Here is a 25,659-nt window from a genome sequence, read left to right on the forward strand (position 1 = left end):
GTCGGCTGGGTCACACAGCAGGTGATCGCGAGGAGATCAACGGATGGGTTTGCTGGGCCGATTGCGGGACATGCTGTCGAAACTCCTGGATCGACAGGACGAGCCGGTGCTGTCGATCGACGACCCCGGCCTCGTCGTGGTCGTCGAGGCGTTCGACATCGCGGAGGCCGATTCGGCCGCTCTGGCGCGGTCCCCGCAGTGGCGCGCGGACGAGCCCGCAGTGCTCCGGCACCACGTCCGCATCCCCGCTGACCAGGTAGAACGTGCGCGAGAGCTGCTGACTCCGGACGGCTGGGTGGTCGTCGCAGGTGATATATCGCATATCAGTCGGGTGCAGAAGCTGGACGCGCTGCACTGCGCCCAGGAGCGGTCGCGGATGGCCTCCCTGGCGCAACGGCTCGGCGGTGAGGCACTGGGGTGGGACGCCCTTCAACCACGGCCCGCGGCGGCCCGATAGCATCGCGGCGACCTTGGTCACTTTTCCCGAGGACCGCAGTCGGCGTCGCAGCGGAGGATCCAGAGATGAGCACGCAGACCACGAAGATCCTGGTGTTCAGCCACCGGCCCGAGGTGCGTGAGACGATCATCACTGCGGTCGGCCGCCGTCCCGCGCCGGACCTGCCGCGCGTCGACTTCGTCGAGGCCGGAGCGATCGCCGACGTCCTCTACGAGGTGGACAACGGCACCGTCGACCTGCTGATTCTCGACGGCGAGGCGCAGCCGACCGGTGGCATGGGCCTGTCCCGCCAGCTCAAGGACGAGATCACGAACTGCCCGCCCGTCGTCGTGGCGGTGCGCCGCAAGGACGACAGGTGGCTCGCGACCTGGTCCCAGGCCGACGCCGTGCTGGTGCACCCGCTCGACCCGCTGGCCGCCGCCGAGACCGTGGCAGAGGTGCTGCGGGGCTCGGCGTTGCCCGTCGTCAAGGGCTGATCGCCGATGCCGACTGAGCGCACCTGGCCGTCCCTGCTCAACAGACTGCTCGACGGCGTCGACCTGACCGCTGACGACACCGCCTGGGGCATGGACAGGGTGATGTCCGGCGAGGCGACCCCGGCGCAGGTGGCGGCGTTCATCGTCGCGCTGCGGGCCAAAGGCGAGACGCCGGAGGAGATCGACGGCCTCGCCACGATGATGCTCAACCACGCGCGCCGCTTCACGGTGGACGTGCGGGCGACCGACATCGTGGGCACCGGCGGCGACCATTCCGGTTCGGTGAACATTTCGACGATGGCCGCGATCGTCACGGCCGCCGCGGGCGTGCCCGTGGTGAAGCACGGCAACCGGGCGGCGTCGTCGCAGTGCGGCACGGCGGACGTGCTGGAGGCGCTCGGCGTCGCCATCGACCTGCCGCCGGAGGGCGTGCAGCAGACCGTGCGCGAGCTGGGCATCGGCTTCTGCTTCGCACCGGTGTTCCACCCCGGCTTCCGGCACGCGGGCCCGGTGCGGCGCGAGATCGGCATCCCGACCTCGTTCAACCTGCTCGGCCCGCTGACGAACCCCGCCCAGCCCACCGTGGGCCTCATCGGGTGCGCTCGGGCCGCCGCGGCCCCGCTGATCGCCGGCGTGTTCGCGCGACGCGGCAACACCGCGCTGGTGGTCAGGGGCGACGACGGCCTCGACGAGATCACCACGACCACGACGACGTCCGCGTGGCTCGCCCAGGACGGCGAGGTGCGCACGGAGACCATCGACCCGGCCGTGCTCGGCGTGAAGCCCGCGCGTGAGGAGGACCTGAAGGGCGGCGACGCGTCCGTCAACGCCCAGGTGGTCCGTGATCTCGTGGCAGGCAAGACCGGCTCGGTGCGCGACGCGGTGCTCGTGAACGCCGCCGGGGCCATCGCGGCGCACGGCGGGTTCTCCGGCGACCTGCACGCCGACCTGACGGCCGCGCTGGGCCGTGCGGCCGACGCGGTCGACTCGGGCAAGGCGGCGACGTTGCTGAGCCGCTGGGTGGAGCTCTCAGCGGCTCTCAAGGGCTAGGTCTCCAGGCTGGCTCTCCGGGGCTGGCTCTCCGAGGGCTGGGCAGGACCGCGGGCGCGGGCACGACCCGCGCCCAGCCGTTCGCCCCGCCCGCGACGTCGACCAGCCAGCCGGGCGGCCACGAGGGCTCGTACTGCCCGGATCGCTGGTGCGAGTTCGCCCACACGTCGTGCATCCGGGCGAAGGACGCGAAGGTCGCATCCTCGAAGACCGTGCTGTTCGTGTGGAACCTCGCTCCGTCGAACCACGCCACGTCGTCGAACCGCGTGCCCGTGAAGCGGACGTCACCGGTGAACTGCGCCAGTCCGAAGTTGGCGACGCCGCCGAACCTCGCCTCGCCGAAGCTGCAGCAGCCGAACTCGGCGCTGCCGAACTGGGCGTGCCCCGCGAAGTCCGTCTCGATGAAGATGGACTTGCCCCTGAACTTCGTGCAGCCGAAACGCACATGACCCGCGAACCTGGCTCGGTCGAACCACACGTGCGAGGCGAACTCCGCGCCGAGGAACCAGGCGTCGCCGTCGAACCGGGTCTCGATGAACTGCGCGAACGTCGTGAACCGCGTGTGGCCGAAGGACGCGTTGGTCTCGAACCGGGCGCCGTCGAACGTCACGTCCCCGAGAACGGCCTGGTCGAACGACGTCCTGCCGACGAACACCGCGCGCTCGAACTTCGCGGCGCCGATCTGGCACTCCTCGAGGTCCAGGTCGGTCAGGACCGCGCCGGTGAGGTCGATCGACACGTCCTGGGTCCCGGTTCGCAGCAGTGCCGCGAGCACTCGCTGGGCGACGAGCCGGACCTCTCGCTCGTGGCCGGGCCGGGGGTGGTCGTCGGACGGCAGGCGCAGGTAGTCGCACAGCTGGTCGGCCACCCGCTGGCGGTCCGCCGGGTGGTCCCGGGCGAGCCTCTCGAGCGACCGCAGCCCGCCCAGTCGCACGGTCGCGCTGTCCGACCCGAGCTGGTCGACGGCGCGGGCGTGATCGGCGGCCGGCGCGCCGGGCGTGCGGGACGCGGCGGTGCGGGACACGGCACGGAGTTTCGTCCGGAGACTCACCGGAACCGAGACCGTGATCCTGATCTGAGGGCCGTCCACCACGTGCGGAGCCGAATGATCGGCTGCGGGCCCCTGCTGCCGCTCCCTTTCGTCACGCGTCGTCGTCGCCGCGTGACGGTGCTCGCACGACCGCTGCATCGGTGTAGTCCGTGCGAGTGATGGCCCGGAGATGCGCACCACGTGGTAACGCGACAGCAATCGCCACCTGGAATGCTGGAGGCATGGTCCTCTACCCGGTGATGAAGCATGTCGTCGCGCGCGCAGCCCGTCTTGTCTACCGCCCGGTGGTGGACGGTCTGGAGAACATCCCCACCGACGGCCCCGTCATCCTGGCGGCCAACCACCTCAGCTTCATCGACAGCGTCGTGATCCCGATGGTCGTGCCGCGTCGCGTGTCGTTCCTCGCGAAGGCGGAGTACTTCACCGGCACCGGCGTGAAGGGCTCGCTGTCGCGCTGGTTCTTCTCATCTCTCGGTCACGTGCCGGTGCACCGCGGCAAGGGGCGTGACGCCCGTGCCGCGCTCGACACGGCAGCCGAGATCCTCGGTCGCGGCGAGGCTTTCGCGATCTACCCGGAGGGCACCCGCTCGCTCGACGGCAAGCTGCACCGCGGCCGCACGGGCGTTGCCCGCATGGCGCTCGAGTCCGGGGCGCCGGTCGTGCCCGTCGGCATCATCGGCACGGACAAGGTGCAGCCGGTCGGCAGCAAGTTCCCGAAGATCGTCCCGGTGACGGTCCGCTTCGGCGAGCCGCTCGACTTCAGCCGCTACGACGGCATGCAGGAGTCGCTGCCGGTGCTGCGCAGCGTCACCGACGAGATCATCTACCGCATCCTGGACCTGAGCGGTCAGGAGTACGTCGACGCGTACCAGAAGACGCCAGTGAAGGTTGCCGAGAAGGTGACCGCCGCCGCGTGAGGCTTCCGCCGCGCTCGTAGGACCTGAGACAGGCCCCTCCCCGACGGGAGGGGCCTTTTTCTGTGCCTGACTGATATCCAGTATGCGATGTATCACATGCTGGATATCACCACCCAGAGACAGACGCAGAAACGACCGAGGCCCCTCTCCGCGTGGGAGAGGGGCCTCGAAGCGATATCCGATATACGGGATATCAGTCGTGGTTGGGTCCGGTGTGGTACTCGAACACCAGGCCGCCGACCATGATCAGCACCAGGATGATGGCGATCACGAGCAGCCACACGTGCCAGAACGCCACCGCGACACCTGCGGTCGCCGCCGCGGCGGCGAGGCCGACCGGCCAGTACGAACCGGGGCTGAAGAAGCCCAGCTCACCGGCGCCGTCGGAGACCTCGGCCTCCGGGTTGTCCTCCGGCCGCACCTCGATGCGGCGGGCGACGAACCGGAAGTAGGTGCCGGAGATGAGGGCCAGACCACCGGTCAGCGCGAGCGCCACCGTGCCGGTGGGCTCGACGTGGCCGGTCGCCGCGTGCGTCCAGTAGCCGTACACAGCGGCCATCAGGAACGAGAAACCCATCACCAGGTCGAATACGCGAGCTTCGATCTTCATCGCGGGGCGTGTCCCTACTTCTGACCCGCGCCGGAGGCCTCACGGGCCGTCCGGTCGGTGTTGAACGGGGTGGTCTTGGTGGCCAGCGGCGTGCACAGCTCGCCACAGTTGACCTGCGAGAGCGCCTCGGCCGTGGTGTACGGCTTGCCCGTCTTGGAGTTGATCTCCTTGCGGAGCTCGATGTACTTGTCGAAGTCGGCCTCGTTCAGGGCCCTGACCTCGAAGTTCATCACCGCGTGGTACGAGCCGCAGAGCTCGGCGCAACGGCCGACGAACGCACCGGGACGGTCGATCTGGTCGATCTGGAAGACGTTGTCCTGGTTGTTCTTCTCCGGCTGCGGGAAGACATCGCGCTTGAAGTGGAACTCCGGCACGAAGAAGGAGTGGATGACGTCGGTCGAGCGCAGCGTGAACTGGATGCGCTTGTGCGCCGGCAGCACCAGGATCGGGACCTCGCCCGAGGTGCCGACCGTGCTGACCGCCTTGCCGTCCTCGGTCTTGTGCTCCGGGTACTGGAACTCCCAGTTCCACTGGAACGCGATGACGTCGACGTTCACGTCGGGCTTGCCCGACTTGTCCGTGACGTAGTTCTGCGTGACGGCGGTGAAGTAGAACAACACCGCCACGATCACCGTCGGCACGACGATGAGCACGATCTCCAGCGGGAGGTTGTACGCCGTCTGACGCGGCAGCTCCTCCGACTTCTTGCGGTGGAACACCACCGACCACAGGATCAGGCCCCACACGATGACGCCGACGACGAGCGCGGCGATCACGGACCAGGTCCAGAGCTCGCGCATCCTCTCGGCCTGCGGCGTGACGGCCACCGGCCAGCCGAAGCGCAGCACCTCGTCCGTGGAGCAACCGGTGGCCCCGATACCGACCAGGCCGACCAGCCCGGCGGTCTTCGCCAGCCGGGATGCCCTGGTGCCCTCCTTCAGGCCCACTGCTCGCCCGCCTCCTCGTTCACAACATCTGGCCGTGCCAACGGATCAAGCGGGAGCGTAGCCCAGCGCAACGGCGCTCACCCCTTGGGGGCACCGCCGCTGCGGTGCAGTTTCGGTCACACAGAGCCGCTTCGGCATACTGAGGTCTTCCCCCGTCGTATTTCTTGTGAGGTGCGAGACCTTTGTGCGGCCTGGCAGGACTTGTTTGCCCTAGCGAGAACGAGGCCGAGAGCGCACGCCCGGCTGTGGAGGCCGCGCTGCGCTGCATGCGGCACCGCGGCCCCGACGAGAGCGGCACCCGGCGGGTCGACGAGGTCGTGTTCGGCTTCAACCGCCTCGCCATCATCGACATCGAGCACTCCCACCAGCCGCTGACCTGGGGACCTCCCGAGTCGCCGAGCCGGTACACGATCAACTTCAACGGCGAGATCTACAACTACCTGGAGCTGCGCGCCGAGCTCACCGAGAAGCACGGGGCTGTCTTCCACACCGACGGCGACACCGAGACGATCGTCGCCGCGTACCACTACTTCGGCCCCGCGGCGATCACGCGCCTGCGCGGCATGTTCGCCTTCATGATCTGGGACTCCGAGCGCGGCATCGTGTTCGGCGGCAGGGACCCGTTCGGCATCAAGCCGCTGTACTACGCGAACGGCCCGAGGGGCGTCGCGTTCTCCAGTGAGAAGAAGATCCTGCTGGAGATCGCCCCGACGCTCGGCATCGAGCCGAAGATGAACGTCAGGGGCCTGCAGCACTACCTCACGCTCCAGTACGTGCCGGAGCCAGCCTCCCTGCACGACCAGATCTTCCGCGTGGAGTCCGGCCACTCGTTCACGATGGAGCCGGGCGGCGAGCCCGCGTTCGAGCGCTACTTCCCCGCGCACTTCAAGGTGCGCACGGTCCGCAGCGAGGCGGAGGCGGACGCGCTCTACGACGAGATCACGGCGGCGCTGCGCGACTCGGTCGCGAAGCACATGCGCGCGGACGTGACGGTCGGCTCGTTCCTGTCCGGCGGCATCGACTCGACGGTGGTCGCGGCGCTCGCCAAGGAGCACAACCCGGACCTGATCACGTTCACGACGGGCTTCGAGCGGCAGGGCTTCTCCGAGGTCGACGTGGCCGCGGAGTCGGCGGCGCTGATCGGCGTGAAGCACGTCGTCCGCACGGTCAGCGCGCAGGAGATGATGGACTCCCTGCCGCTGATCACCTGGTACCTCGACGACCCGGTGGCCGACCCGGCGCTGGTGCCGTTGTGGTTCATCGCCCGTGAGGCGCGTCAGCACGTGAAGGTCGTCCTGTCCGGTGAGGGCGCGGACGAGCTGTTCGGCGGGTACACGATCTACCGCGAGCCGTTGTCGCTGTCGGCGTTCGAGAAGGTGCCGGGCGCGCTGCGCAAGGCGATGGGCAAGGTCTCGACGAAGATCCCGCACGGCGTGCGCGGCAAGGACCTGCTGCGTCGTGGCGCGCTCACGCTGGAGGAGCGCTACTACGGCAACGCGCGGATCTTCCTGGACGACCACCTGCGCCAGGTGCTGCGCACGTACGACTCGAACGTGTCGCACATGGACGTCACGGCCCAGCCGTACCGGGAGTCGCAGAACTGGGACCCGGTGACGCGCATGCAGCACGTCGACCTGTTCACGTGGCTGCGCGGCGACATCCTGGTCAAGGCCGACAAGATGACCATGGCGAACTCGCTGGAGCTGCGCGTCCCGTTCCTGGACCCCGAGGTCTTCAAGATCGCCTCGCAGATCCCGAGCGAGCTGAAGATCACGCCGGACACGACGAAGTTCGCGTTGCGCAAGGCGATCCGCGACATCGTGCCGGCGCACGTGCTGAACCGCCGCAAGCTCGGCTTCCCGGTGCCGATCCGGCACTGGCTCAAGGACGAGATGCACGACTGGGCGGTCGACGTCGTGCGCGCGTCGCAGACGGACCAGTACATCGACAAGAACGCGGTGCTGCGGCTGATCGAGGAGCACCGCTCCGGGGTGCTGGACCACAGCCGCCGCATCTGGGCGCTGCTGGTGTTCATGATCTGGCACGGCATCTTCGTCGAGGGCCGGATCCAGCCGGTGGTGCCGGAGCCGCACTACCCGGTCAAGCTGTAGTTGACGGGCCCCTCTTCCGGAGGGGCCCTTCTTCTTATCGACGGCCCTGCGCGCTGCAGATCGCATACGAGCTGATGACGGTCTCCGGTGACGCCATCAGCCTCAGGAAGTGGTCGAACTCGTCGTCGGAGAACGGCAGCTTCTTGCGCACCTGACGTGCGCTCGTGGCGAGCAGACGGCAGCCCGGTGAGCCGCCCTCCCACTCCTGCACCTCGCGGGAGCCGCTCACGTCGTGCAGCCCGGTGTCGACCAGCGCCTTCTCGATGCGCGCGCCCCACGCCAGTTCCGCGCCGGCCTGTTCGAGCAACGTCAGCAGGGCGTTCTTCACCCGCATGATCAGCTTCGCGTCGTCCGGATCGGCTTTGAGCACTTCGAGCGGGAGGCAGTCGAACTCGTCGAGGACGAGCCAGCCGCCGGGACGCAGAGCGTCGCGCAGCTTGCGCAGGACGGCGTCGCGGGCGGGGAGGTGGAACAGCACCACGCGGGCGTGGACCAGGTCGAACGCGTTGCCCGGCAATATATTGGATACTACGTCGTGCTCCAGCACGGTGATGTTGTCGCGTTCTTCGAGCCGTGACACGTCGATGTCGGTGACCGTCACGTGCCCGGACGGCGCGACGACGTCGGCGAGCCAGGTCGCCACCGATCCGCCACCACCTCCGACTTCGAGGCAGCGCCAGCCGTCCGAGATGCCGAGCTGCTCGACGCGGGCGAAGGTGCCCGCGTCGAGCAGGGAGCTCAGCGCGTCGAACTGCGGATCGAGCAACTCACCGGTGTCGCCGAACAGGTACGTCCCCATTGTCCGATCATGGCAGGAGTGCGCCTGATCATGGCAGGACCGGGGCGATCTCCTCGGCGGCTTCTTCGCCGAACGCTCCACGAATGCGGGCGAGGGCCGACTCGCGCTCCAGCACCCACTCCTGCGTGCCGACGGTTTCGAGCACCTCGACGGCGATCAGCGAGCCGAGCTGAGCGGACCGCTCCAGGCCCAGGCCCGAGATCATGCCGGCGAGGAAGCCCGCGCGGAAGCCGTCGCCGACGCCGGTCGGGTCGGTCTTCGCGACCTCGGGAACCGCGGGGACGTGCAGCGAGAGGCCGTCGCGGTCGACGATCTCGAGGCCCTTGGCACCGAGGGTGGTGATGCGCCTGCCGACCCGCTCGAGGACGTCGGCCTCGGTCCAGCCGGTCTTCTGCAGCAGCAGTTCCCACTCGTAGTCGTTGCTGAAGAGGTACTCGGCGCCCTCGACGAACGCGCGCGCCTGCTCGCCGTCCATGCGGGCCAGCTGCTGCGACGGGTCGACGGCGAACTTGTAGCCGCGCTGACGGCACTCCTCGGCGTGCCGGAGCATCGCGGCGGGGTCGTCCGGGCTGATCACGACGAGCTCGAGGTTGTCGACGCGGTTCGCGATCGGCGCGAGCTCGATGTTGCGCGCCTCGGCCATCGCACCCGCGTAGAAGGAGGCGATCTGGCACATGTCGTCGTCCGTCGTGCAGACGAACCGCGCGGTGTGCGCGACCTCGGACACGTACACACCCGAGGTGTCGACACCGTGCCGCTCCAGCCACGAGCGGTAGTCGTCGAAGTCCTTGCCGACGGCGCCCACGAGCACGGGCCGCACGCCGAGCACGCCGAGGCCGAACGCGATGTTCGCGCCGATGCCACCGCGCCGTACTACGAGGTCGTCGACCAGGAAGCTCAACGACACACGGTCGAGACGCTCCGCGACCAGCTGGTCGGCGAAACGGCCCGGAAAGTGCATCAGATGGTCGGTCGCGATGCTGCCGCACACGGCTAGGGGCACGTCGGCTCCTCTTTCATTTGTTGCGCTACGTGACAAATCACCCGGACGAGTAACACAGTGAAGGCTACTGTTTGGTAGGGCTACCGCAGGTCAGACCGCAGACTTACGGTCTGGGCGTGACCATCCCTGAGGCGACCACGATGAGTGAGCTGATCGAGGACTGCGCGCAGCTCCCCTTCGCTCTGACGCACCCCGAACACCCCCTGCCGGCACCGCGCGCAGCCGCGCCCTGGCAGGTCGACGAGCGGTGCACCCACCAGGTCGAAGGCCTGGCCGAATACGGCGTCTGACCTTCTGACTCCGACCCCCGGACACAGCTCGAGGCCGCGTTCCCGTCGTGCGGGAACGCGGCCTCGCGCGTCTGTTCGCCTTAGTGGAACGAGTCGCCGCAGGCGCAGGACCCGCCGGCGTTCGGGTTGTCGATCGTGAAGCCCTGCTTCTCGATCGTGTCCACGAAGTCGATGACAGCGCCTTCGACGTAGGGCGCGCTCATGCGGTCAACGGCGACCTTCATGCCGTTGAAGTCGACCAGCGCGTCTCCGTCGAGCGAGCGCTCGTCGAAGAACAGCTGGTAGCGCAGACCAGCGCAACCGCCGGGCTGAACGGCGATGCGCAGGTGCATGTCGTCGCGGCCCTCCTGGTCGAGCAGCGCCTTGGCCTTGACGGCGGCCGCATCGGTCAGCGTCACGCCGTGGCTCGGCGCCTCGGAGGTCGAAGCGGCATCCTGAGCGGTCGTCATGGCTCTCCTAAGAGGTCCTTTGCGGGCGGTTCGCCCTTCAACAACACGGGCGTTCCCCGCTTTGTTCCACTCTCATGGTCCCACAACGCGAGGCCCTGTCGCCCCAAGTGGGCACTGTCACGTAGACCACCCTCAAGCCAACCGATATATCAGCGCGTCTCAGTCCTGGCGGCGGCGGACAGCGGGATGGATCTTCAGGTGGATCATCCGCTGCTCATCGCGGTGCTCGTCGAGACGGTCCGGCTCGACCATCAGCATCTCGCCGACCTGCTCGTCCGCCCACCCCTTCGCCCGAGCAGCGTCGATGAAGGCCGCCTCCGACTGGGCCGCCACGATCCGGGCGCCGAAGATCTCGTGGAACCAGATCTCCATCACGTCGTCCGGCGGCACCGCACCCCGTTGCACCGCGAAGTTCAGCGCCACCAGCTGGTTCGGCTTGAGCATCACCGCGCTCTCTTCGCCGAACACTTCCTCCAGCCACGCGTCAACGCGCGCGCTCCGATCCATTCCCATCAGACCCCCAGTGCTGACGTAACGACTACACCTTCTAACGCGACCACTGGCGGGCCACGTGCTGGGCCGTTGCAATGAGACTTTTGCGGGCGTCCGCAATCGACTTTTGCACAGAGCCCACGTGGTCGGACACCGAGTAGGCCTCCTGCACGCCCGCGGCGGCCATCTCGCGGCGGCCGACGCTCACCTGGCCGGCGATGGCGACGCAGGGGATGCCGCGTTCGGCGGCGCCGGCCGCGACGGCGGTGATGAGCTTGCCGCGCAGGGACTGCCAGTCGAAGCTGCCTTCGCCGGTGACGACGACGTCGGCGTCGTCGAGGGCGGCGTCGAGGCCGGTCAGTTCACGAACGAGGCCGGCGCCCGACTTCACCGTCGCGCCCATTGAGAGCAGTGCGGCGCCCAGGCCGCCTGCCGCTCCCGCACCTGGTACATCGGATACGGGTGTCAGGACGTCCATCGCTGCGAGCTTCGCTTCGAGGCGTTCGACGGCTTCCGGGGACGCGCCCTTCTGCGAGCCGAACGTGCGCGCGGCGCCGTGTGGGCCGAGGAGCGGGTTCTCGACGTCGGACGCGGCGATGAGCGATATATCAGTCAGGTCCACGCCCGCTTCGGCTAGCGCGGCGAGCATGCCGGCGCCGCCGTCGGTCGTGCCCGAGCCGCCGAGTCCGACCGTGATGACATCGTTGTCAGCCGTCGCTGCCGCGATGAGTTCGCCGACGCCTCGCGTTGTCGCCGTTTCACAGGACTCCGGGCGCAGTTCCGCCGGGATGAGGTGGAGTCCGCACGCTTCGGCGGACTCGATGTAGGCCACACGCCGGTCGTCTGCGTGCACACTGAGCCAGCGGGCTTCGACGGGCTTGCCGAGCGGGCCCGTGACGGTGATATATCGGATATCGGCTGCGCCACCAGCCGACAGGGCGGCGTGCAGGACGTCCACGAAACCGGGGCCGCCGTCGGCCAGCGGACGTTCGACGACGACGTCGTCGGGCTTGGCCTCGCGCCAGCCGGTGGCGATGGCGTCGGCGGCCTCGCGGGCGGTCAGGGTGCCGCCGAAGCAGTCCGGAGCGATGAGTACGCGCACCTCGCGAAAGGTACAGAAGACCCGCTGCCCTACCCTGGTGTCCGTGAGGTTCCTGCGCCGCAATTCCGCCGACACCGTCGCTGAGGCTCCCGAGTCCGGAGCCGAGCTCGCCGAGCCGCTCGACAGGGGGCGCACCGCGGGCAAGGGCAAAGCGACGCCGAAGCGGCGCGAGGCTCAGGGCAGGCGCACCGGTCCGGTTCCGCCTCCTCCCCGCACGCAGCGCGAGGCGTTCAAGCGCATGCGCGGCAACAAGGTGAGCAAGGAAGAGCGCCGTGCCGCGGCCGTCGAGCGCCGTCAGCGCATGATGGCGGGCGACGACAAGTACCTGCTGCCGCGCGACCGCGGTCCCGTGAAGGCCTACATCCGGGACCTGGTCGACTCTCGCCGCAACCTCATGGGCCTGTTCATGCCGCTCGCGATCCTGGTGTTCGTGGCGCTGCTGACGCCGTCGCTCGCCGTGCAGCGGTACGCGACGCTGGCGACGACGTTCATGCTGATCGCGATGGTCATCGAGGGGCTCATCCTCGGCCGGATCGTCACGCGGAAGGTCCGGGCGAAGTTCCCGAACGAGCCGATCAAGGGCCTCTCGATCGGCTGGTACTCGTTCATCCGCGCGAGTCAGATCCGCAAGCTCCGCGTGCCCAAGCCACGCGTGAAGCCGGGCGACGCCATCAAGTAGTGCGCGAGAAGCAACGCAAGCTTCAGCTGCCGGAGAAGCTGCGGTGGAACCACAACGAGTGGTACCGCCGCTGGCTGCTCCGGCAGTTGCCGTCCCAGGTCGGGTCGGCACTGGACGTGGGCTGCGGGCTCGGTGATCTCGCCCGGTCGATCAGGGCCGACGAGGTCACCGCGATCGACGCCAGCGCCCGCATGATCGAACGCGCCAGGGCGACCAGCGAGAAGGTCCGCTGGATCCACGGCGACGTGCTCACCCACGACCTGGGGCGCTACAACGTCGTCACCGCCGAGGCGAGCCTGCACCACCTGCCGTTGCGCGAGGGCCTCACCAGGCTCGCCGGGCTGACGAAGCCGGGTGGTCTGCTGATCGTCGTCGGGCTGTACCTGACGGCGACGCGCGCCGATCACGCGATGGAGCTCGTCACGCTGCCGGCGAACGCGCTGGTCGGCATCGCGAAGGCCATCAACGGCACCGGCGGCAAGCCGCACGACACCGAGATGCCGATGGTGATGACCGCTCCGACGCTTCCGGAGATCCGCGCGGCGGCAGCGGAGATCGTTCCCGGTGCGCGCATCCGGCGGCACCTGTTCTGGCGGTATTCGCTGGTCTGGCGCGCACCCGAAGTTCATTAGCAGTACGAACGATTTCGGTTTAAGCTCCGATGTCATGAAGTTCCGTCGACTCGGCCGCAGCGGCCTGTCCATCAGCGAGATCTCGTACGGCAACTGGCTCACCCACGGTTCCCAGGTCGAGGAAGAGCAGGCACACGCCTGTGTGAAGGCGGCACTCGAGTCGGGGATCACCACCTTCGACACCGCCGACGTCTACGCCAACACCGCCGCGGAGTCGGTGCTCGGCCGGGCGCTCAAGGGTGAGCGGCGCGAGTCGCTCGAGATCCTGACCAAGGTCTACTGGCCGACCGGTCCGGGCGGCCCCAACGACCGCGGACTGGGTCGCAAGCACATCCTGGAGTCGGCCAACGCGTCGCTCGAGCGCCTGCAGACCGACTACGTCGACCTGTACCAGGCCCACCGGTTCGACTACAGCGTTCCGCTGGAAGAGACGATGCTGGCGTTCGCCGACCTCGTCCGCCAGGGCAAGGTCCTCTACGTCGGCGTCTCGGAGTGGACCGCCGAGCAGATCGCGCGCGGTGCCGCACTGGCCCGCGAGCTGCAGATCCCGTTCGTGTCGCACCAGCCGCAGTACTCGATGCTGTGGCGCGTCATCGAGCCGCAGGTCATTCCGACCTGCGAGCGCGAGGGCCTGAGCCAGATCGTCTTCTCCCCCGTCGCGCAGGGCATCCTGACCGGCAAGTACCTGCCGGGCGCCGACGTGCCGGAGGGCTCGCGTCTCGCCGACGCGCGCGGTTCGCAGATGATCTCCCGCTGGATGCGTGACGACGTGCTGAACGCCGTCCAGCAGCTCAAGCCGATCGCCGAGGAAGCCGGCATCACGATGGCGCAGCTCGCCGTCGCGTGGGTGCTCAAGAACCCGAACGTCGCGTCCGCGATCATCGGCGCCTCGCGCCCGGAGCAGGTCTACGAGAACGTGAAGGCAGTCGACGTCGAGCTCGACGACGACGTGCTCAAGCAGATCGACAACGTCCTCGAAGGCGTCATCACCGACGACCCGCGCCTCACCGCGCAGGGGTAGTCAGGCAGGGCTGGTCAGACTGCGGGGTGCAGGCTCATCGGGCCGTACACCTCGGATTCCGCACGAAGCAGCGTGACCTGCTCGACCCCGGCGTCGAGCAGGTCACGCCACTCGGCGCTGAACCACTCCTCGGCCTCGGTCTGCCCGGTGAACATCACATCCGGCCCCGCGACGTCGCGTCCCTGTGCATCCTGGTAGCGCCAGCGGAACTCCATGAGACGAAGGCTAACTCTTGTCATCCAGGACGCTCGTGCTCGGCGGAGCGCGTTCAGGCAAGTCAGCGCACGCAGAAGGCCTGCTCACCGAGGCGACCGTGACTTACGTCGCAACGGCGAGCAGGTATCCCGACGATCCGGACTGGGACGCGCGCATCGCTCTCCACGTCGCGCGTCGTCCGTCCACTTGGCACACGGTCGAGGCGTCGGCGCCTCCCGACCTGCCCGCGTTGCTCACCGCGACCTCCTACGACGACCCTCCGATCCTGGTCGACGACCTGTCGACCTGGCTGGTCGGCGTGCTGGACGCCGCCGACGCCTGGGAGGGCAACGGCGCTGACGCGATCGACCGCCACGTCGACGAGCTCGTGCGCTCGGTCGCCACGTGCCGGACGCGGCTGGTGCTGGTGACCGCGGAGGTCGGCCTCGGCGTCATCCCCTCGACGCGCTCAGGCAGACTCTTCCGCGATCACCTCGGTGCGCTCAACGCGCGCGTCGCCGAGGTGTGCGACGAGGTGACGCTGCTCGTCGCGGGCATCCCGCTGAAACTGCGTTGATCGAGGACAGGGATAAGGAGCTGCGGTGAGCACCGAGTTTCCGCCGGTTGAACCGCCGGACGAGACCGTTCTGCGCGAGGCCGAGGCCCGGCACGCGGTGCTGACCAAGCCGGTCGGCTCGCTCGGACGGCTCGAGGAGCTGGGCAACTGGATCGCGGCCTGCCAGGGCGTCGTGCCGCCGAAGCCGTTCGTGCGGCCGCGAGTCGTCGTGTTCGCGGGCGACCACGGCGTCACCGCGCAGGGCGTGTCGGCGTATCCGAGCGAGGTGACCGGCCAGATGGTCGCGAACTTCCTGACCGGCGGCGCCGCGGTGAACGTGCTCGCGCAGGTCGCGGGTGCCACGGTCCGCGTGGTCGACATGGCGGTCGACGCGGACACCCCGGAGGCGGTCAGCGCGCACAAGGTGCGGCGGTCGTCCGGGTCGATCGACCGCGAGGACGCGCTGACCCGTGAGGAGTGCGAGCGCGCGATCGCGGCGGGCCGCGCCATCGCCGACGAGGAGGTCGACGCGGGCGCCGACGTGCTCGTCGCGGGCGACATGGGCATCGGCAACACGACGCCGGCCGCCGTGCTGATCGGTTCGCTGACCGGTTCGGAGCCGGTCGCGGTCGTCGGCCGCGGCACGGGCATCGACGACCAGGCGTGGATGCGCAAGACGGCGGCGATCCGGGACGCGCTGCGCCGGGCTCGCCTGGTGATCAGCGACCCGGTCGCGCTGCTGGCGACCGCCGGTGGTGCCGACCTGGCCGCGATGGCCGGGTTCCTGGCGCAGGCCGCTGTCCGGCGGACTCCCGTGGTGCTCGACGGCGTCGTCGTCGGTGCGGCCGCTGTCGTCGCGGAGGAGCTGGCGCCAGGTGCGCGCGAGTGGTGGGTGGCCGGGCACCAGTCGGTGGAGCCCGCGCACGCGATCGCGCTCGGGCACCTGAACCTGAAGCCGCTGCTGGAGTTCGAGATGCGGCTCGGTGAGGGTTCCGGTGCGGTGGCGGCGCTGCCGTTGCTGATCGCGGCGGTGAAGGTGCTCGCCGAGATGGCGACCTTCGAGAGCGCCGGGGTCACCAGCAAGGAATGAAGCTTGTCCTGTCCTTGAACTGGCCCTGCCCTTTGAAACTGGCCCTGCTTTGAAACCGGCCCTGCTTTGAAACTGGCACTGCCCTTGAAGCTGGCCCTGTCGTGGCTGACCGTTCTGCCGTTGCGCGTCGACGAGGTCGATCGCAAGGCGGCAGGACGGGCCATTGCACACACGCCGATTGTCGGCGTTCTGCTCGGCGCCTTCGTCGTCGGCGTGCTCGAGTTGTTGGCTGTATGCGATATATCGCCGCTGGTGGCCGGATTCCTGGCCGTCGGCGTCGTCGCACTGGCCACACGCGGTATGCACCTCGACGGTCTGGCGGATACCGCAGACGGTCTGGGGTGTTACGGGCCGCCGGAGCGAGCGCTGCAGGTCATGAAGGACGGCGGCGCCGGGCCGTTCGGTGTCGTCACGCTGATCGTGGTGCTGGGCGCGCAGGCCGCCGCCCTCCCCCACGCCCACTGGGGCGTCGTTGTCCTCGCGTTCGCGACGAGCCGGGCCGCTTTCGGTGTCTGCTGTATGCAGAATGTGCCCGCCGCACGTCCCGAGGGGCTGGGAGCGCTGGTCGCCGGTACACAGCATCCAATGCTGGTCCTCGGCACGTGGCTGGTGCTTGCCGCTGCGGCGGTTCCGCTCGGGTGGCGGGCGGTCGTCGCCGTCGTTGTCGCGTTCGGACTCACGTGGGGGCTCGTGAAGCACACCGGAAAGCGTTTCGGCGGCATCACCGGTGATGTGCTCGGTTCTGCCGCCGAAATCGCGCTTCTGGCCGTTCTCGTGATCGCTTAACCCAGGGTCGTCATCCAGCCGTGGGAGTCGGCGACGTGGCCGTGCTGGAGGCCGGTCAGGCGCTCGCGCAGCTTCATCGTCACCGAGCCGGTACCGCCGTCGGCGATGTCGAACTCGCCACCGGCGTGCTTGACGTGGCCGACCGGCGTGATGACCGCCGCCGTGCCGCAGGCGAAGACCTCGGTGAGCTCACCGGAGGCGTTGGCCTTCTCCCACTCGTCGGTCGAGATGCGGCGCTCCTCCACGGACAGGCCGAGGTCGGAGGCGAGCTGCAGCAGCGAGCTCCGGGTGATGCCGGGCAGCAGCGTGCCGGTCAGCTCGGGCGTGACGACCTTGTCGCCGAAGACGAAGAACAGGTTCATCCCGCCCATCTCCTCGACCCAGCGGCGTTCCACCGCGTCGAGCCAGACGACCTGGTCGCAGCCCTTCTCGGCGGCCTGCGCCTGCGCCACGAGGGACGCGGCGTAGTTGCCGGCGAACTTGGCGGCGCCGGTGCCACCGGGAGCGGCGCGGACGTACTCGGTCGAGAGCCACACGCTCACCGGGCGGACGCCGCCCGCGAAGTACGAGCCGGCGGGGGAGGCGATCAGCACGTAGAGGTACTCGGACGCGGGTCGCACGCCGAGGCCCTTCTCCGTGGAGATCATGAACGGCCGCAGGTAGAGGGACTCCTCCTCGGCCGACGGCACCCAGCGGCTGTCGACCGCGAGGATCTGCCGCACGGACTCCAGGAAGAGCTCGTCGGGGAGTTCGGGCATCGCCATGCGGCGGGCCGAGGCTCGGAAGCGCTCGGCGTTGGCCTCAGGGCGGAAGGACGCGATCGAACCGTCGGGCTGCCGGTAGGCCTTGAGCCCTTCGAAGATCGCCTGGCCGTAGTGCAGCACCATTGCCGCGGGGTCCAGTGCGAGGGTGGAGTACGGGCCGACTTCAGCGTCGTGCCAGCCCTTCTCGCGGTTCCAGCGGATCGTCACCATGTGGTCGGTGAAGTGCTGCCCGAAGCCCGGCTTGGCAAGTACCTCCGCTACGCGCTCCGGGGTCGCCGGGTGCGGGTGGGGAGTCCGGGTGAAAGGCAACGCGCTCGTCATGTGAGCACGGTAACCCGCTGGTCGGGATACGGAAAATCGTCTTCTCAAAACTCGGACGTCCTACTAGTTCGCAGTGTCTGACGCAGTGACTAGAGTGCCCTCCCATGACCGAGCCGGAACGATCTTCAACGGGTGCCGACGTCCGCACCGTCTTACAGGCCGCGCTGCTCGTTCTGGGCACCGGGATGACCCTTCTCGACGGCTGGGTGCTCGGAGGAGTCGGCGGTGTGGTGGGCGCGGTGTTCGCGGCCGCGATCTTCCTGGTCTGCTACTGGGCCATCACCAAGGAGAAGCCGTCCAACAACGGACGCGTCATCGGCCTTGCGGTGTGTGTTGGCGTGACGCTGCTCGTTTTCCTTTCAGTGACGCTCTGAGCGACGCCGTCAGGCCGATGAGGCCTGTGCCCGCGCCCAGTCCCGCCAGGGAGATCAGCAACGCGGGCACCGGCGTGCTCATCGCGAGCAGCACCGACAGTCCGAGGCCGAGACAGGCGGTGCGCATGGGCCACGTGCGGTCGTTCTGCAGCAGCACGCGGGCCGACGCGTTCGTGAAGGCGTAGTAGAACAACGTCGCGCACGCCGCCACACCCAGCGCCGTCGCCATCGGCATGAGTACGACGGCGAGCGCGCAGCCGACGACCACGACGAGCGACAGCGCGCCGGACTTGAGGCGCGTCGGCAGGTCGCCGTCCTCGACGAGTCCGGTCAGCGTGCGATGTGCCGACGCGAGAACGAAGTGCAGCGCGGCCACACCGGCCACCGCCGCGGCGATCTGCACGAGCGGCACCAACGCGGACGCGTCCGCCGCGGCGAGCGCGTCTCGCAGCGGTGCGGGCGACAAGGCGAGGCGCGCGCTGCCGAGCTGACGCAGCACACCTGCGCCCACGGCCAGATAGACCACGAAGGACAGTCCGATCAGGACTGGGATCGCGACCTTCAACATGGACGGTGAGTGCTGCTGCTCACCGCGGTGCGGGGCGGTGATGCGTTCAAAACCGGTGAACGCCATGAACATCAGGGCCGCGACCCCGACGAGCTCGTTGACCGTGCCCGTCTCCCCCGCCGACGGCACCGGCGGGATCGAGAAGCTCGACGCGACGACGAGCGCCAGCACGCCGAGGACCACCAGCGACACCAGGACGCTGACGCCGGCGGTGAAGCGGAAACCGACCGCGCCGAGCAGCGCCGTGGCCACGACGAGGGCCAGCGCGCCGATCACCGGCTGGTCCGGCACCACGTACGCGCCGAACATCAACGCCACCGCAGCCGCCATCGCGCACCGGCCGAGGAGGTGGGCGCTCGCCGTCATCCGTGCGGGCCACACGCCGAGCTGCGCGCGCACGTATCCGTAACCGCCCCCGACGTCCGGGTAGGCGCGGGACTGGTCGGCGGTCGAGAAAGCCGAGCACAGCGCGGCGAACGCGGAGATGGCCAGCGCCGGGAGCAGCCACCAGCCCGCAAGACCTGCGGCAGGGGCGAATCCGGCGAAGACCCCCGCTCCGAGCACCGCGGGAAGACCGAGCGCGACCGTGACAACGATCTCGCGTGGCTTGTGGGTCACCGGTACACATTCGCAGATGCGGCATCCGGCCGTAACCACCCGGTCGACTGATACGTGAAACGGGCGAATCGCCACCGTGCGCAACTGTCAACGTCACGGATTGCGTCGAACGTGGCGGGGCACGGCGTTGGTGGACGAACGGACCTTTAGCATGGGTCACGATTCCGAGCACCCTCTGCACGCACAACCCTGGAGCAGCACGTGACAGCCCCGAAGCTGGCCCTCACCGAAGGTGAACTGAGCACCACCGCCGCGGACGCAGTCGTCGTGGGCACCCTGCAGGGTGCGGACGGTCTGGAGCTCGCGCCCGGTGCCGAAGCTGTCAACGCCGCGTTCGACGGCGCGCTGCTCGACGTGCTCGGCACCCTCCGCGCGTCCGGCAAGGCCGACGAGCTCGTGAAGGTGCCGACCTTCGGCAAGCTGGCCGCGCCGCTGGTGCTGGCCGTCGGCCTCGGCAAGACCGCGGGTGAGGAGCAGGTGCGCCGCGCGTCCGGTGTCGCCGCCCGCGCGCTGGCCGGCAAGAAGCGCGCGGTGAACACGCTCGCCTCCCTGCACCTGGTCGCCGCGGCCGAGGGCGCGCTGCTCGGCGCCTACTCGTTCACCGAGTACAAGTCGGAGAAGGGTGAGGGCGCGGTCGCGAAGGTCGACCTCGTCGCCGCTTCGTCCAAGGAGAACAAGGCCGCGCTGAAGGCCGCCGTCGCGATCTCCGAGGCCGTCGCGATCACGCGCGACTTCGTGAACACGCCGCCGAACGACCTTTATCCCGGCTCGTTCGCCGACCGCGCCGCGAAGCTCGCCACGGCCGCTGGTCTCGACGTCGAGGTGCTCGACGAGAAGGCGCTGAAGAAGCAGGGCTTCGGCGGCATCCTGGGCGTCGGCGGCGGTTCCGCGCGTCAGCCGCGCCTGGTGCGGATCTCCTACAAGGGCGCCAAGGCCGTCAAGAAGGTCGCGCTCGTCGGCAAGGGCATCACGTTCGACACCGGCGGCATCTCGATCAAGCCGGCGCTGGGCATGGACGAGATGACCTCCGACATGGCCGGTGCCGCCGCGATCGTCGCGACCATGGTGCTCGCCGCGAAGCTCAAGTACCCGCTGGAGATCACCGCGTCGATCCCGATGGCGGAGAACATGCCGTCCGGTGACGCCTACCGCCCCGGCGACGTGCTGACCATGTACGGCGGCAAGACCGTCGAGGTGCTCAACACCGACGCCGAGGGCCGCCTGATCCTGTCCGACGCCATCGTGCGCGCGTGCGAGGACGGCCCGGACTACCTGATCGAGACCGCGACGCTGACGGGCGCGCAGGTCGTCGCGCTGGGCAAGCGCACCTCGGGCGTCATGGGCTCGGACGAGTTCCGCGACCGGGTGGCCGCGATCGGCAACGCCGTCGGTGAGTCGGCCTGGGCGATGCCGCTGCCGGAGGAGCTGCGGGCGGACCTCGACTCCCGCCTGGCGGACCTGGCGAACGTGACCGGGCACCGCTGGGGCGGCATGCTCGCGGCCGGCCTGTTCCTGCGCGAGTTCGTGGCCGAGGGCGTGCAGTGGGCGCACATCGACATCGCGGGCCCGGCGTACCACACGGGCGGCGCGTACGGGTACACGACGAAGGGCGGCACGGGCGTTCCGGTGCGGACTATCGCGGCCGTGCTGGCGGACATCGCCGCCAACGGCTGAGTCATCGCCGCCAACGGCCGAGTCACATCTCTTTCACGCGGGCGGAGTCCTTTCGGGGACTCCGCCCGTTCTATTTCCGACGCCCGCGAACACGTTCCCAAAACCAATATATCAGTTTTCCCGACGCCAACTGCCGCCTCGCCGCACGGGCCTGACGACGGCGCGCGCTGCCTCCGCCACCCCTCCTCCGACGCCGCAGCAGGCCACGCCCGCAGGGCCTTTGCAACGAGTCTTTTGCGGACGAAGTCCAAAGAGTCATTGCTAAGAGGCAGGTCAGGGTGGGCGTGGGACTGATATATCGGTTGGGGGCGGCGCGAACGGGTGGCGGCTGAACGGAGACGTGCGTGTCTCGGGGCTAGGTGGGACGGCCCGGTGAGAGGAGGATTTCCACATGGGGACGCATCAGTACGAGGTCGATGTCGTGTGGACCGGAAACACCGGTAGCGGGACTTCCGGGTACAAGGCGTATGAACGCGCGCACGAAGTTCTGGCCGAGGGCAAAGAGACGATTCTCGGGTCATCGGATCCGTCGTTCCGGGGTGACCGCAGCCGGTACAACCCCGAGGAGTTGCTCGTCGCCTCGCTGTCGCAGTGCCACATGCTCTGGTACCTGCACCTGGCGTCGGTCAACGGCGTCGTCGTCACCGACTACCGCGACCACGCCACCGGCACGATGGCCGAGCACCCCGACGGGTCCGGGCGGTTCACCGAGGTGACGCTGAACCCCGTCGTGTCCGTCGCCGATCCCGGGACCAGGGAGACGGCTCAGGCGTTGCACGAGAAAGCGCACTCGATGTGCTTCATCGCGGCGAGCGTCAATTTCCCCGTCCGGCACGAACCGACGGTGAAGGGCTAGAGATCTCCGGCGGCTTTTTTGCGCGCGGTGTAGTCGCGCATGCGCTTCGGGTAACCCACGATGCCGGCGTCGTAGATCGGCATGCCGAGTTTGCGGGCGAACGAGCGCGCGGCGTCCGGGGAGGCGACGCGGCGACGGGTCCACTCGCCGTCGTGAGCGATCAGAACCACAGTGGTTTCGGTCACCGTGGTCTTCGGCTCCACATAGGCCTCGACGCCCTGGCGGCTCGCCGCCCAGTGTTCGAGGTGGCTCGTGTCCTGGTTGGAGGCGGTTCGCAGCACACCTGGGCGCGGCTTCCTGCGAAAACGATCGAACAACCCCATCGAGCACCTCCAGCGCTTCCCTCCACCATGGTGCCAGGTAGGGGTGTTATGAGTGGGTGAATGATCAGTTTCGGGCGTGGTGGCCCATGCCGGATCACCATGCTCGGAGAACTAGTGACAAGATGGCCGCGTACCTCGCGCGCACCCGCGCGTAGTAAGTAATCCCGAGGAGATCCGAAGTGACTTCGCCGGAACTGGAGTCGGCCACCAGCGCCGATCTCGTCATCCTCGGCGGTGGATCGGGTGGCTACGCCTGCGCGTTCCGCGCGGCCGAGCTCGGCCTGTCCGTCGTCCTGGTCGAGAAGGACAAGCTGGGTGGCACCTGCCTGCACCGCGGTTGCATCCCGACCAAGGCGCTGCTGCACGCGGCCGAGGTCGCGGACAACGCCCGCGAAGGCGACCAGTTCGGTGTGAAGAGCTCGCTCGAGGGCATCGACATCGCCGGCGTCAACTCGTACAAGGACGGCGTGATCTCGCGTCTCTACAAGGGACTGCAGGGTCTGGCGAAGGCCAACAAGGTCACGTTCGTCGAGGGCGCGGGCACGTTCGTCGGCCCGAACACCGTCGAGGTGAACGGCCGGCGCTACGTCGGCAAGAACGTCGTCCTCGCGACGGGTTCGTACGCGCGGAGCCTCCCCGGCCTGGAGATCGGCGGCCGGGTCATCACCAGCGACCAGGCGCTCAACCTGGACTTCATCCCGGAGAAGGTCGTCGTCCTGGGCGGCGGCGTCATCGGTGTGGAGTTCGCGAGCGTGTGGCGTTCGTTCGGCGCGGACGTGACCATCGTCGAGGCGCTGCCCCGCCTGGTGCCCGCCGAGGACGAGTACGCGTCCAAGCAGCTCGAGCGCGCGTTCCGCAAGCGCGGCATCAAGTTCAAGACCGGTGTGAAGTTCACCGGCGCCACGCAGACCGACTCGGGCGTGTCCATCACGCTGGAGAACGGCGACGTCCTCGACGCCGACCTGCTGCTGGTCGCGGTCGGCCGCGGCCCGAACACCGCGGGTCACGGCTACGAGGAGGCCGGCGTCCAGATCGACCGCGGGTTCGTCATCACCGACGAGCGTCTGCGCACGAACCTGCCGAACGTCTACGCGGTCGGCGACATCGTGCCGGGCCTGCAGCTCGCGCACCGCGGTTTCCAGCAGGGCATCTTCGTGGCCGAGGAGATCGCGGGCCAGAACCCGAAGGTGATCGACGAGGCGGGCATCCCGCGCGTCACCTACTGCAAGCCCGAGGTCGCCTCCGTCGGTCTCTCCGAGGCCGCGGCCAAGGAGAAGTACGGCTCCGCCGAGGTGTTCATCTACGACCTCGCGGGCAACGGCAAGAGCCAGATCCTCAAGACCTCCGGTGGCGTGAAGCTCGTGAAGGCTCCCGACGGCCCCGTCGTCGGCGTCACCATGGTCGGCGAGCGCGTCGGCGAGCTCATCGGTGAGGCCCAGCTGATCTACAGCTGGGAGGCTTACCCGGAGGACGTGGCTCCGCTGATCCACGCCCACCCGACCCAGACTGAAGCCCTCGGCGAGGCCTTCCTCGCCCTGGCCGGCAAGCCGCTGCACGTGCACGGCTGACCGTTCCCCATCCAAGTCAGCCACACGAGAGCACGAGGAGTCAGCGAACAATGGCCTTCTCCGTCCAGATGCCCGCACTCGGTGAGAGCGTCACCGAGGGCACGGTCACCCGGTGGTTGAAGCAGGAAGGCGACCGGGTGGAGGTGGACGAGCCGTTGCTCGAGGTGTCCACCGACAAGGTCGACACCGAGATCCCGTCCCCGGCGGCGGGCGTCCTGCAGAAGATCGTCGCGCAGGAGGACGACACCGTCGAGGTCGGCGGCGAGCTCGCCGTCATCGGCGACGGTGACGGTGGCGGCGCCGAAAGCGCCCCCGCACCGGCTCCCGCCCAGGAGTCCGCGCCCGAACCCCAGGAAACGTCACAGCAGACGCAGCCGTCCGCCGCGCCCGCCGAGACCGTGCAGGAAGCCGCCCCGGCTGCGGCCCCGGCCCAGTCCGGTGGTTCGGCCGAGGGCACCGACGTGACCATGCCCGCGCTCGGCGAGTCCGTCACCGAGGGCACCGTCACCCGCTGGCTGAAGCAGGTCGGCGACAGCGTCGAGGTCGACGAGCCGCTGCTCGAGGTCTCGACCGACAAGGTCGACACCGAGATCCCGTCGCCGGTCGCGGGCACGCTGCTCGAGATCACCGCGGGTGAGGACGAGACCGTCGAGGTCGGCGGCAAGCTCGCCGTCATCGGTTCGGGCAGCCCGGCTCCGGCCGCTGCTCCCGCTCCGGCTCCGGCGCCCGCTCCCCAGCAGGCCGCACCGGCACCGGCTCCCGCGCCTGCCCCGGCCCCCGCTCCGCAGGCCGCGCCGGCCCCCGCCCCGCAGGCTCCGGCGCCCGCCGCACCGTCCTCTTCGGACGACGCGAACGGCACGCCGTACGTCACTCCGCTCGTGCGCAAGCTCGCGTCGGAGAACGGCATCGACCTGGGCTCGCTGAAGGGCACCGGCGTCGGTGGCCGCATCCGCAAGCAGGACGTGCTCGCGGCCGTCGAGGCCAAGAAGGCCCCGGCTCCGGCGCCCGCCGCTGCCCCGGCCGCTCCGGCTGCTCGCACCGCCGCCCCGGCCGCGGTCGACAACTCGGGCAAGCGCGGCACCGTGCAGAAGCTCCCGCGTCTGCGCCAGATCGTCGCGCAGCGCACGCGTGAGTCGCTGCAGATGTCGGCCCAGCTCACCCAGGTGTTCGAGGTCGACGTCACCAAGATCGCCCGCCTGCGCAACCAGGCGAAGAAGGCGTTCGAGGCTCGTGAGGGCGCGAAGCTCACGTTCCTGCCGTTCTTCGCCAAGGCCGCCATCGAGGCGCTCAAGGCCCACCCGGTGCTCAACGCGTCGATCGACGAGGAGCGCAAGGAGGTCACCTACCACGGTGCCGAGCACCTCGGTCTGGCGATCGACACGGAGCGCGGCCTGCTCAACGCCGTGATCCACAACGCCGGTGACCTGAACCTGTCGGGCATCGCCCACAAGATCAGTGACCTGGCCGCGCGCGCCCGCTCGAACAAGCTCACCCCGGACGAGCTCACGGGTGGCACGTTCTCGCTGACGAACCTGGGCAGCAACGGCGCGCTCTTCGACACCCCGATCATCCAGCAGCCGCAGGTCGGCATCCTGGGCGTCGGCGTGGTGAAGAAGCGTGCGGTCGTCATCACCGACGAGAACGGTGACGACACCATCGCGATCCGCTCGATGATGTACCTCGCGCTCACCTACGACCACCGCCTGGTCGACGGTGCGGACGCGGGCCGCTTCCTCACGACGGTCAAGAACCGTCTCGAGGAAGGCGCGTTCGAGGCCGACCTCGGCCTCTGATATATCGGATATTGCTTCGAAGGCCACCCCGGTTCGCCGGGGTGGCCTTCGGCACATTCGGCACCCTTGCGCCCGGCTCCTGCTGTG

29 protein-coding genes are annotated in these 25,659 nt (G+C 69.0%); 17 read left to right on the forward strand and 12 right to left on the reverse strand.

What is annotated here, in order from left to right:
- The first annotated feature begins 43 nt into the window (after positions 1–43).
- The 3 genes from AOM45_RS09375 to trpD all read left to right on the forward strand — a co-directional run bounded on the left by AOM45_RS09375 (position 44) and on the right by trpD (position 1,983).
- On the forward strand, positions 44–457 hold the full coding sequence (locus tag AOM45_RS09375; RefSeq protein ID WP_030465017.1) for a hypothetical protein: 414 nt from the start codon (positions 44–46) through the stop codon (positions 455–457).
- A gap of 65 nt (positions 458–522) precedes the next feature.
- Complete coding sequence (locus AOM45_RS09380) at positions 523–933, forward strand: hypothetical protein (RefSeq protein WP_030465018.1); 411 nt, start codon at positions 523–525, stop codon at positions 931–933.
- Positions 934–939: 6 nt separating this feature from the next.
- Positions 940–1,983, forward strand: a complete 1,044-nt coding sequence (trpD, locus tag AOM45_RS09385; RefSeq protein ID WP_030465019.1) for an anthranilate phosphoribosyltransferase — start codon at positions 940–942, stop codon at positions 1,981–1,983.
- Here trpD and AOM45_RS09390 read toward each other — a convergent pair.
- Positions 1,973–3,007 (reverse strand): pentapeptide repeat-containing protein, encoded by a 1,035-nt coding sequence (locus AOM45_RS09390; protein ID WP_162185596.1) that lies wholly within the window; start codon positions 3,005–3,007, stop codon positions 1,973–1,975. The genes trpD and AOM45_RS09390 overlap by 11 nt on opposite strands.
- Before the next feature lie 248 nt (positions 3,008–3,255).
- On the opposite strand from AOM45_RS09390, the gene AOM45_RS09395 reads away from it, so the two are divergent.
- Positions 3,256–3,951 carry a lysophospholipid acyltransferase family protein gene (locus AOM45_RS09395; RefSeq protein ID WP_030465021.1) on the forward strand — a complete coding sequence of 232 codons (696 nt, stop codon included), beginning with the start codon at positions 3,256–3,258 and terminating at the stop codon, positions 3,949–3,951.
- Positions 3,952–4,144: 193 nt separating this feature from the next.
- Here AOM45_RS09395 and AOM45_RS09400 read toward each other — a convergent pair whose 3' ends face one another.
- Both AOM45_RS09400 and ctaC read right to left on the reverse strand, forming a co-directional pair.
- On the reverse strand, positions 4,145–4,561 hold the full coding sequence (locus AOM45_RS09400) for a cytochrome c oxidase subunit 4 (protein ID WP_030465022.1): 417 nt from the start codon (positions 4,559–4,561) through the stop codon (positions 4,145–4,147).
- 14 nt (positions 4,562–4,575) lie between these two features.
- On the reverse strand, positions 4,576–5,508 hold the full coding sequence (gene ctaC, locus AOM45_RS09405) for an aa3-type cytochrome oxidase subunit II (RefSeq protein ID WP_030465023.1): 933 nt from the start codon (positions 5,506–5,508) through the stop codon (positions 4,576–4,578).
- A gap of 182 nt (positions 5,509–5,690) precedes the next feature.
- On the opposite strand from ctaC, the gene asnB reads away from it, so the two are divergent.
- Positions 5,691–7,619: an asparagine synthase (glutamine-hydrolyzing) gene (asnB, locus tag AOM45_RS09410; RefSeq protein WP_030465024.1), complete on the forward strand. Its 1,929-nt coding sequence runs from the start codon at positions 5,691–5,693 to the stop codon at positions 7,617–7,619.
- Positions 7,620–7,653: 34 nt separating this feature from the next.
- On the opposite strand, the gene AOM45_RS09415 is transcribed toward asnB, so the two are convergent.
- Entirely contained in the window at positions 7,654–8,418 is a 765-nt protein-coding gene (locus tag AOM45_RS09415; RefSeq protein ID WP_030465025.1) for a class I SAM-dependent methyltransferase, read from the reverse strand.
- Between the two features lie 28 nt (positions 8,419–8,446).
- Positions 8,447–9,379 carry a carbohydrate kinase family protein gene (locus AOM45_RS09420; RefSeq protein WP_051782752.1) on the reverse strand — a complete coding sequence of 311 codons (933 nt, stop codon included), beginning with the start codon at positions 9,377–9,379 and terminating at the stop codon, positions 8,447–8,449.
- 158 nt (positions 9,380–9,537) lie between these two features.
- Between AOM45_RS09420 and AOM45_RS50660 the strand changes: the two genes are divergently transcribed.
- Positions 9,538–9,711 (forward strand): hypothetical protein, encoded by a 174-nt coding sequence (locus AOM45_RS50660; protein WP_156093539.1) that lies wholly within the window; start codon positions 9,538–9,540, stop codon positions 9,709–9,711.
- An 80-nt stretch (positions 9,712–9,791) separates the two neighbouring features.
- Here AOM45_RS50660 and AOM45_RS09425 read toward each other — a convergent pair whose 3' ends face one another.
- The 3 genes from AOM45_RS09425 to AOM45_RS09435 all read right to left on the reverse strand — a co-directional run bounded on the left by AOM45_RS09425 (position 9,792) and on the right by AOM45_RS09435 (position 11,754).
- Entirely contained in the window at positions 9,792–10,160 is a 369-nt protein-coding gene (locus AOM45_RS09425) for a HesB/IscA family protein (protein WP_030465027.1), read from the reverse strand.
- Between the two features lie 159 nt (positions 10,161–10,319).
- Positions 10,320–10,667 (reverse strand): hypothetical protein, encoded by a 348-nt coding sequence (locus tag AOM45_RS09430; RefSeq protein ID WP_030465028.1) that lies wholly within the window; start codon positions 10,665–10,667, stop codon positions 10,320–10,322.
- A gap of 40 nt (positions 10,668–10,707) precedes the next feature.
- A complete protein-coding gene (locus tag AOM45_RS09435) occupies positions 10,708–11,754 on the reverse strand; it encodes a glycerate kinase family protein (RefSeq protein WP_030465029.1) in 1,047 nt (348 codons plus the stop codon).
- Between the two features lie 43 nt (positions 11,755–11,797).
- On the opposite strand from AOM45_RS09435, the gene AOM45_RS09440 reads away from it, so the two are divergent.
- From AOM45_RS09440 to AOM45_RS09450, 3 genes are read left to right on the forward strand one after another with little or no spacing between them, the layout of a single operon-like run.
- Entirely contained in the window at positions 11,798–12,433 is a 636-nt protein-coding gene (locus AOM45_RS09440) for a DUF3043 domain-containing protein (protein WP_030465030.1), read from the forward strand.
- The gene (locus tag AOM45_RS09445; RefSeq protein WP_030465031.1) at positions 12,433–13,065 is read left to right on the forward strand and encodes a class I SAM-dependent methyltransferase; all 633 of its coding nucleotides are present in this window, start codon (positions 12,433–12,435) and stop codon (positions 13,063–13,065) included. Before AOM45_RS09440 ends, AOM45_RS09445 begins: the two co-directional genes overlap by 1 nt.
- Before the next feature lie 34 nt (positions 13,066–13,099).
- Complete coding sequence (locus tag AOM45_RS09450) at positions 13,100–14,086, forward strand: aldo/keto reductase family protein (RefSeq protein WP_030465032.1); 987 nt, start codon at positions 13,100–13,102, stop codon at positions 14,084–14,086.
- A 14-nt stretch (positions 14,087–14,100) separates the two neighbouring features.
- Here the strand turns inward: AOM45_RS09450 and AOM45_RS09455 are convergent, their stop codons facing one another.
- Positions 14,101–14,301: a hypothetical protein gene (locus tag AOM45_RS09455; protein WP_030465033.1), complete on the reverse strand. Its 201-nt coding sequence runs from the start codon at positions 14,299–14,301 to the stop codon at positions 14,101–14,103.
- A 17-nt stretch (positions 14,302–14,318) separates the two neighbouring features.
- On the opposite strand from AOM45_RS09455, the gene cobU reads away from it, so the two are divergent.
- From cobU to cobS, 3 genes are all read left to right on the forward strand, one after another.
- A complete protein-coding gene (gene cobU, locus AOM45_RS09460) occupies positions 14,319–14,858 on the forward strand; it encodes a bifunctional adenosylcobinamide kinase/adenosylcobinamide-phosphate guanylyltransferase (RefSeq protein WP_030465034.1) in 540 nt (179 codons plus the stop codon).
- Positions 14,859–14,883: 25 nt separating this feature from the next.
- The gene (gene cobT, locus AOM45_RS09465) at positions 14,884–15,927 is read left to right on the forward strand and encodes a nicotinate-nucleotide--dimethylbenzimidazole phosphoribosyltransferase (RefSeq protein ID WP_030465035.1); all 1,044 of its coding nucleotides are present in this window, start codon (positions 14,884–14,886) and stop codon (positions 15,925–15,927) included.
- 66 nt (positions 15,928–15,993) lie between these two features.
- Entirely contained in the window at positions 15,994–16,713 is a 720-nt protein-coding gene (cobS, locus tag AOM45_RS09470) for an adenosylcobinamide-GDP ribazoletransferase (RefSeq protein WP_236703259.1), read from the forward strand.
- Here cobS and AOM45_RS09475 read toward each other — a convergent pair.
- The gene (locus AOM45_RS09475; protein WP_030465037.1) at positions 16,710–17,798 is read right to left on the reverse strand and encodes a branched-chain amino acid aminotransferase; all 1,089 of its coding nucleotides are present in this window, start codon (positions 17,796–17,798) and stop codon (positions 16,710–16,712) included. The genes cobS and AOM45_RS09475 overlap by 4 nt on opposite strands.
- A gap of 104 nt (positions 17,799–17,902) precedes the next feature.
- Here AOM45_RS09475 and AOM45_RS50665 point away from each other — a divergent pair, with 104 nt between their 5' ends.
- Complete coding sequence (locus AOM45_RS50665) at positions 17,903–18,172, forward strand: hypothetical protein (protein ID WP_030465038.1); 270 nt, start codon at positions 17,903–17,905, stop codon at positions 18,170–18,172.
- Here the strand turns inward: AOM45_RS50665 and AOM45_RS09480 are convergent.
- Positions 18,111–19,358, reverse strand: a complete 1,248-nt coding sequence (locus AOM45_RS09480; protein ID WP_051782722.1) for an APC family permease — start codon at positions 19,356–19,358, stop codon at positions 18,111–18,113. The genes AOM45_RS50665 and AOM45_RS09480 overlap by 62 nt on opposite strands.
- 201 nt (positions 19,359–19,559) lie before the next feature.
- Between AOM45_RS09480 and AOM45_RS09485 the strand changes: the two genes are divergently transcribed.
- A complete protein-coding gene (locus AOM45_RS09485; protein WP_030465040.1) occupies positions 19,560–21,032 on the forward strand; it encodes a leucyl aminopeptidase in 1,473 nt (490 codons plus the stop codon).
- Positions 21,033–21,423: 391 nt separating this feature from the next.
- On the forward strand, positions 21,424–21,888 hold the full coding sequence (locus AOM45_RS09490; protein WP_030465041.1) for an OsmC family protein: 465 nt from the start codon (positions 21,424–21,426) through the stop codon (positions 21,886–21,888).
- On the opposite strand, the gene AOM45_RS09495 is transcribed toward AOM45_RS09490, so the two are convergent.
- Entirely contained in the window at positions 21,885–22,211 is a 327-nt protein-coding gene (locus tag AOM45_RS09495) for an oxidoreductase (RefSeq protein ID WP_030465042.1), read from the reverse strand. The two genes, AOM45_RS09490 and AOM45_RS09495, sit on opposite strands and share 4 nt — an antisense overlap.
- Before the next feature lie 179 nt (positions 22,212–22,390).
- Between AOM45_RS09495 and lpdA the strand changes: the two genes are divergently transcribed.
- Both lpdA and sucB read left to right on the forward strand, forming a co-directional pair.
- Positions 22,391–23,779, forward strand: coding sequence for a dihydrolipoyl dehydrogenase (lpdA, locus tag AOM45_RS09500; RefSeq protein ID WP_236703261.1), 1,389 nt, complete (start codon positions 22,391–22,393; stop codon positions 23,777–23,779).
- A 50-nt stretch (positions 23,780–23,829) separates the two neighbouring features.
- Positions 23,830–25,572: a 2-oxoglutarate dehydrogenase, E2 component, dihydrolipoamide succinyltransferase gene (gene sucB, locus AOM45_RS09505; RefSeq protein ID WP_030465044.1), complete on the forward strand. Its 1,743-nt coding sequence runs from the start codon at positions 23,830–23,832 to the stop codon at positions 25,570–25,572.
- Positions 25,573–25,659: the final 87 nt, after the last annotated feature.

Origin of the sequence: Lentzea aerocolonigenes (assembly GCF_000974445.1) — a bacterium.
Classification (GTDB): Bacteria; Actinomycetota; Actinomycetes; order Mycobacteriales; family Pseudonocardiaceae; genus Lentzea; species Lentzea aerocolonigenes.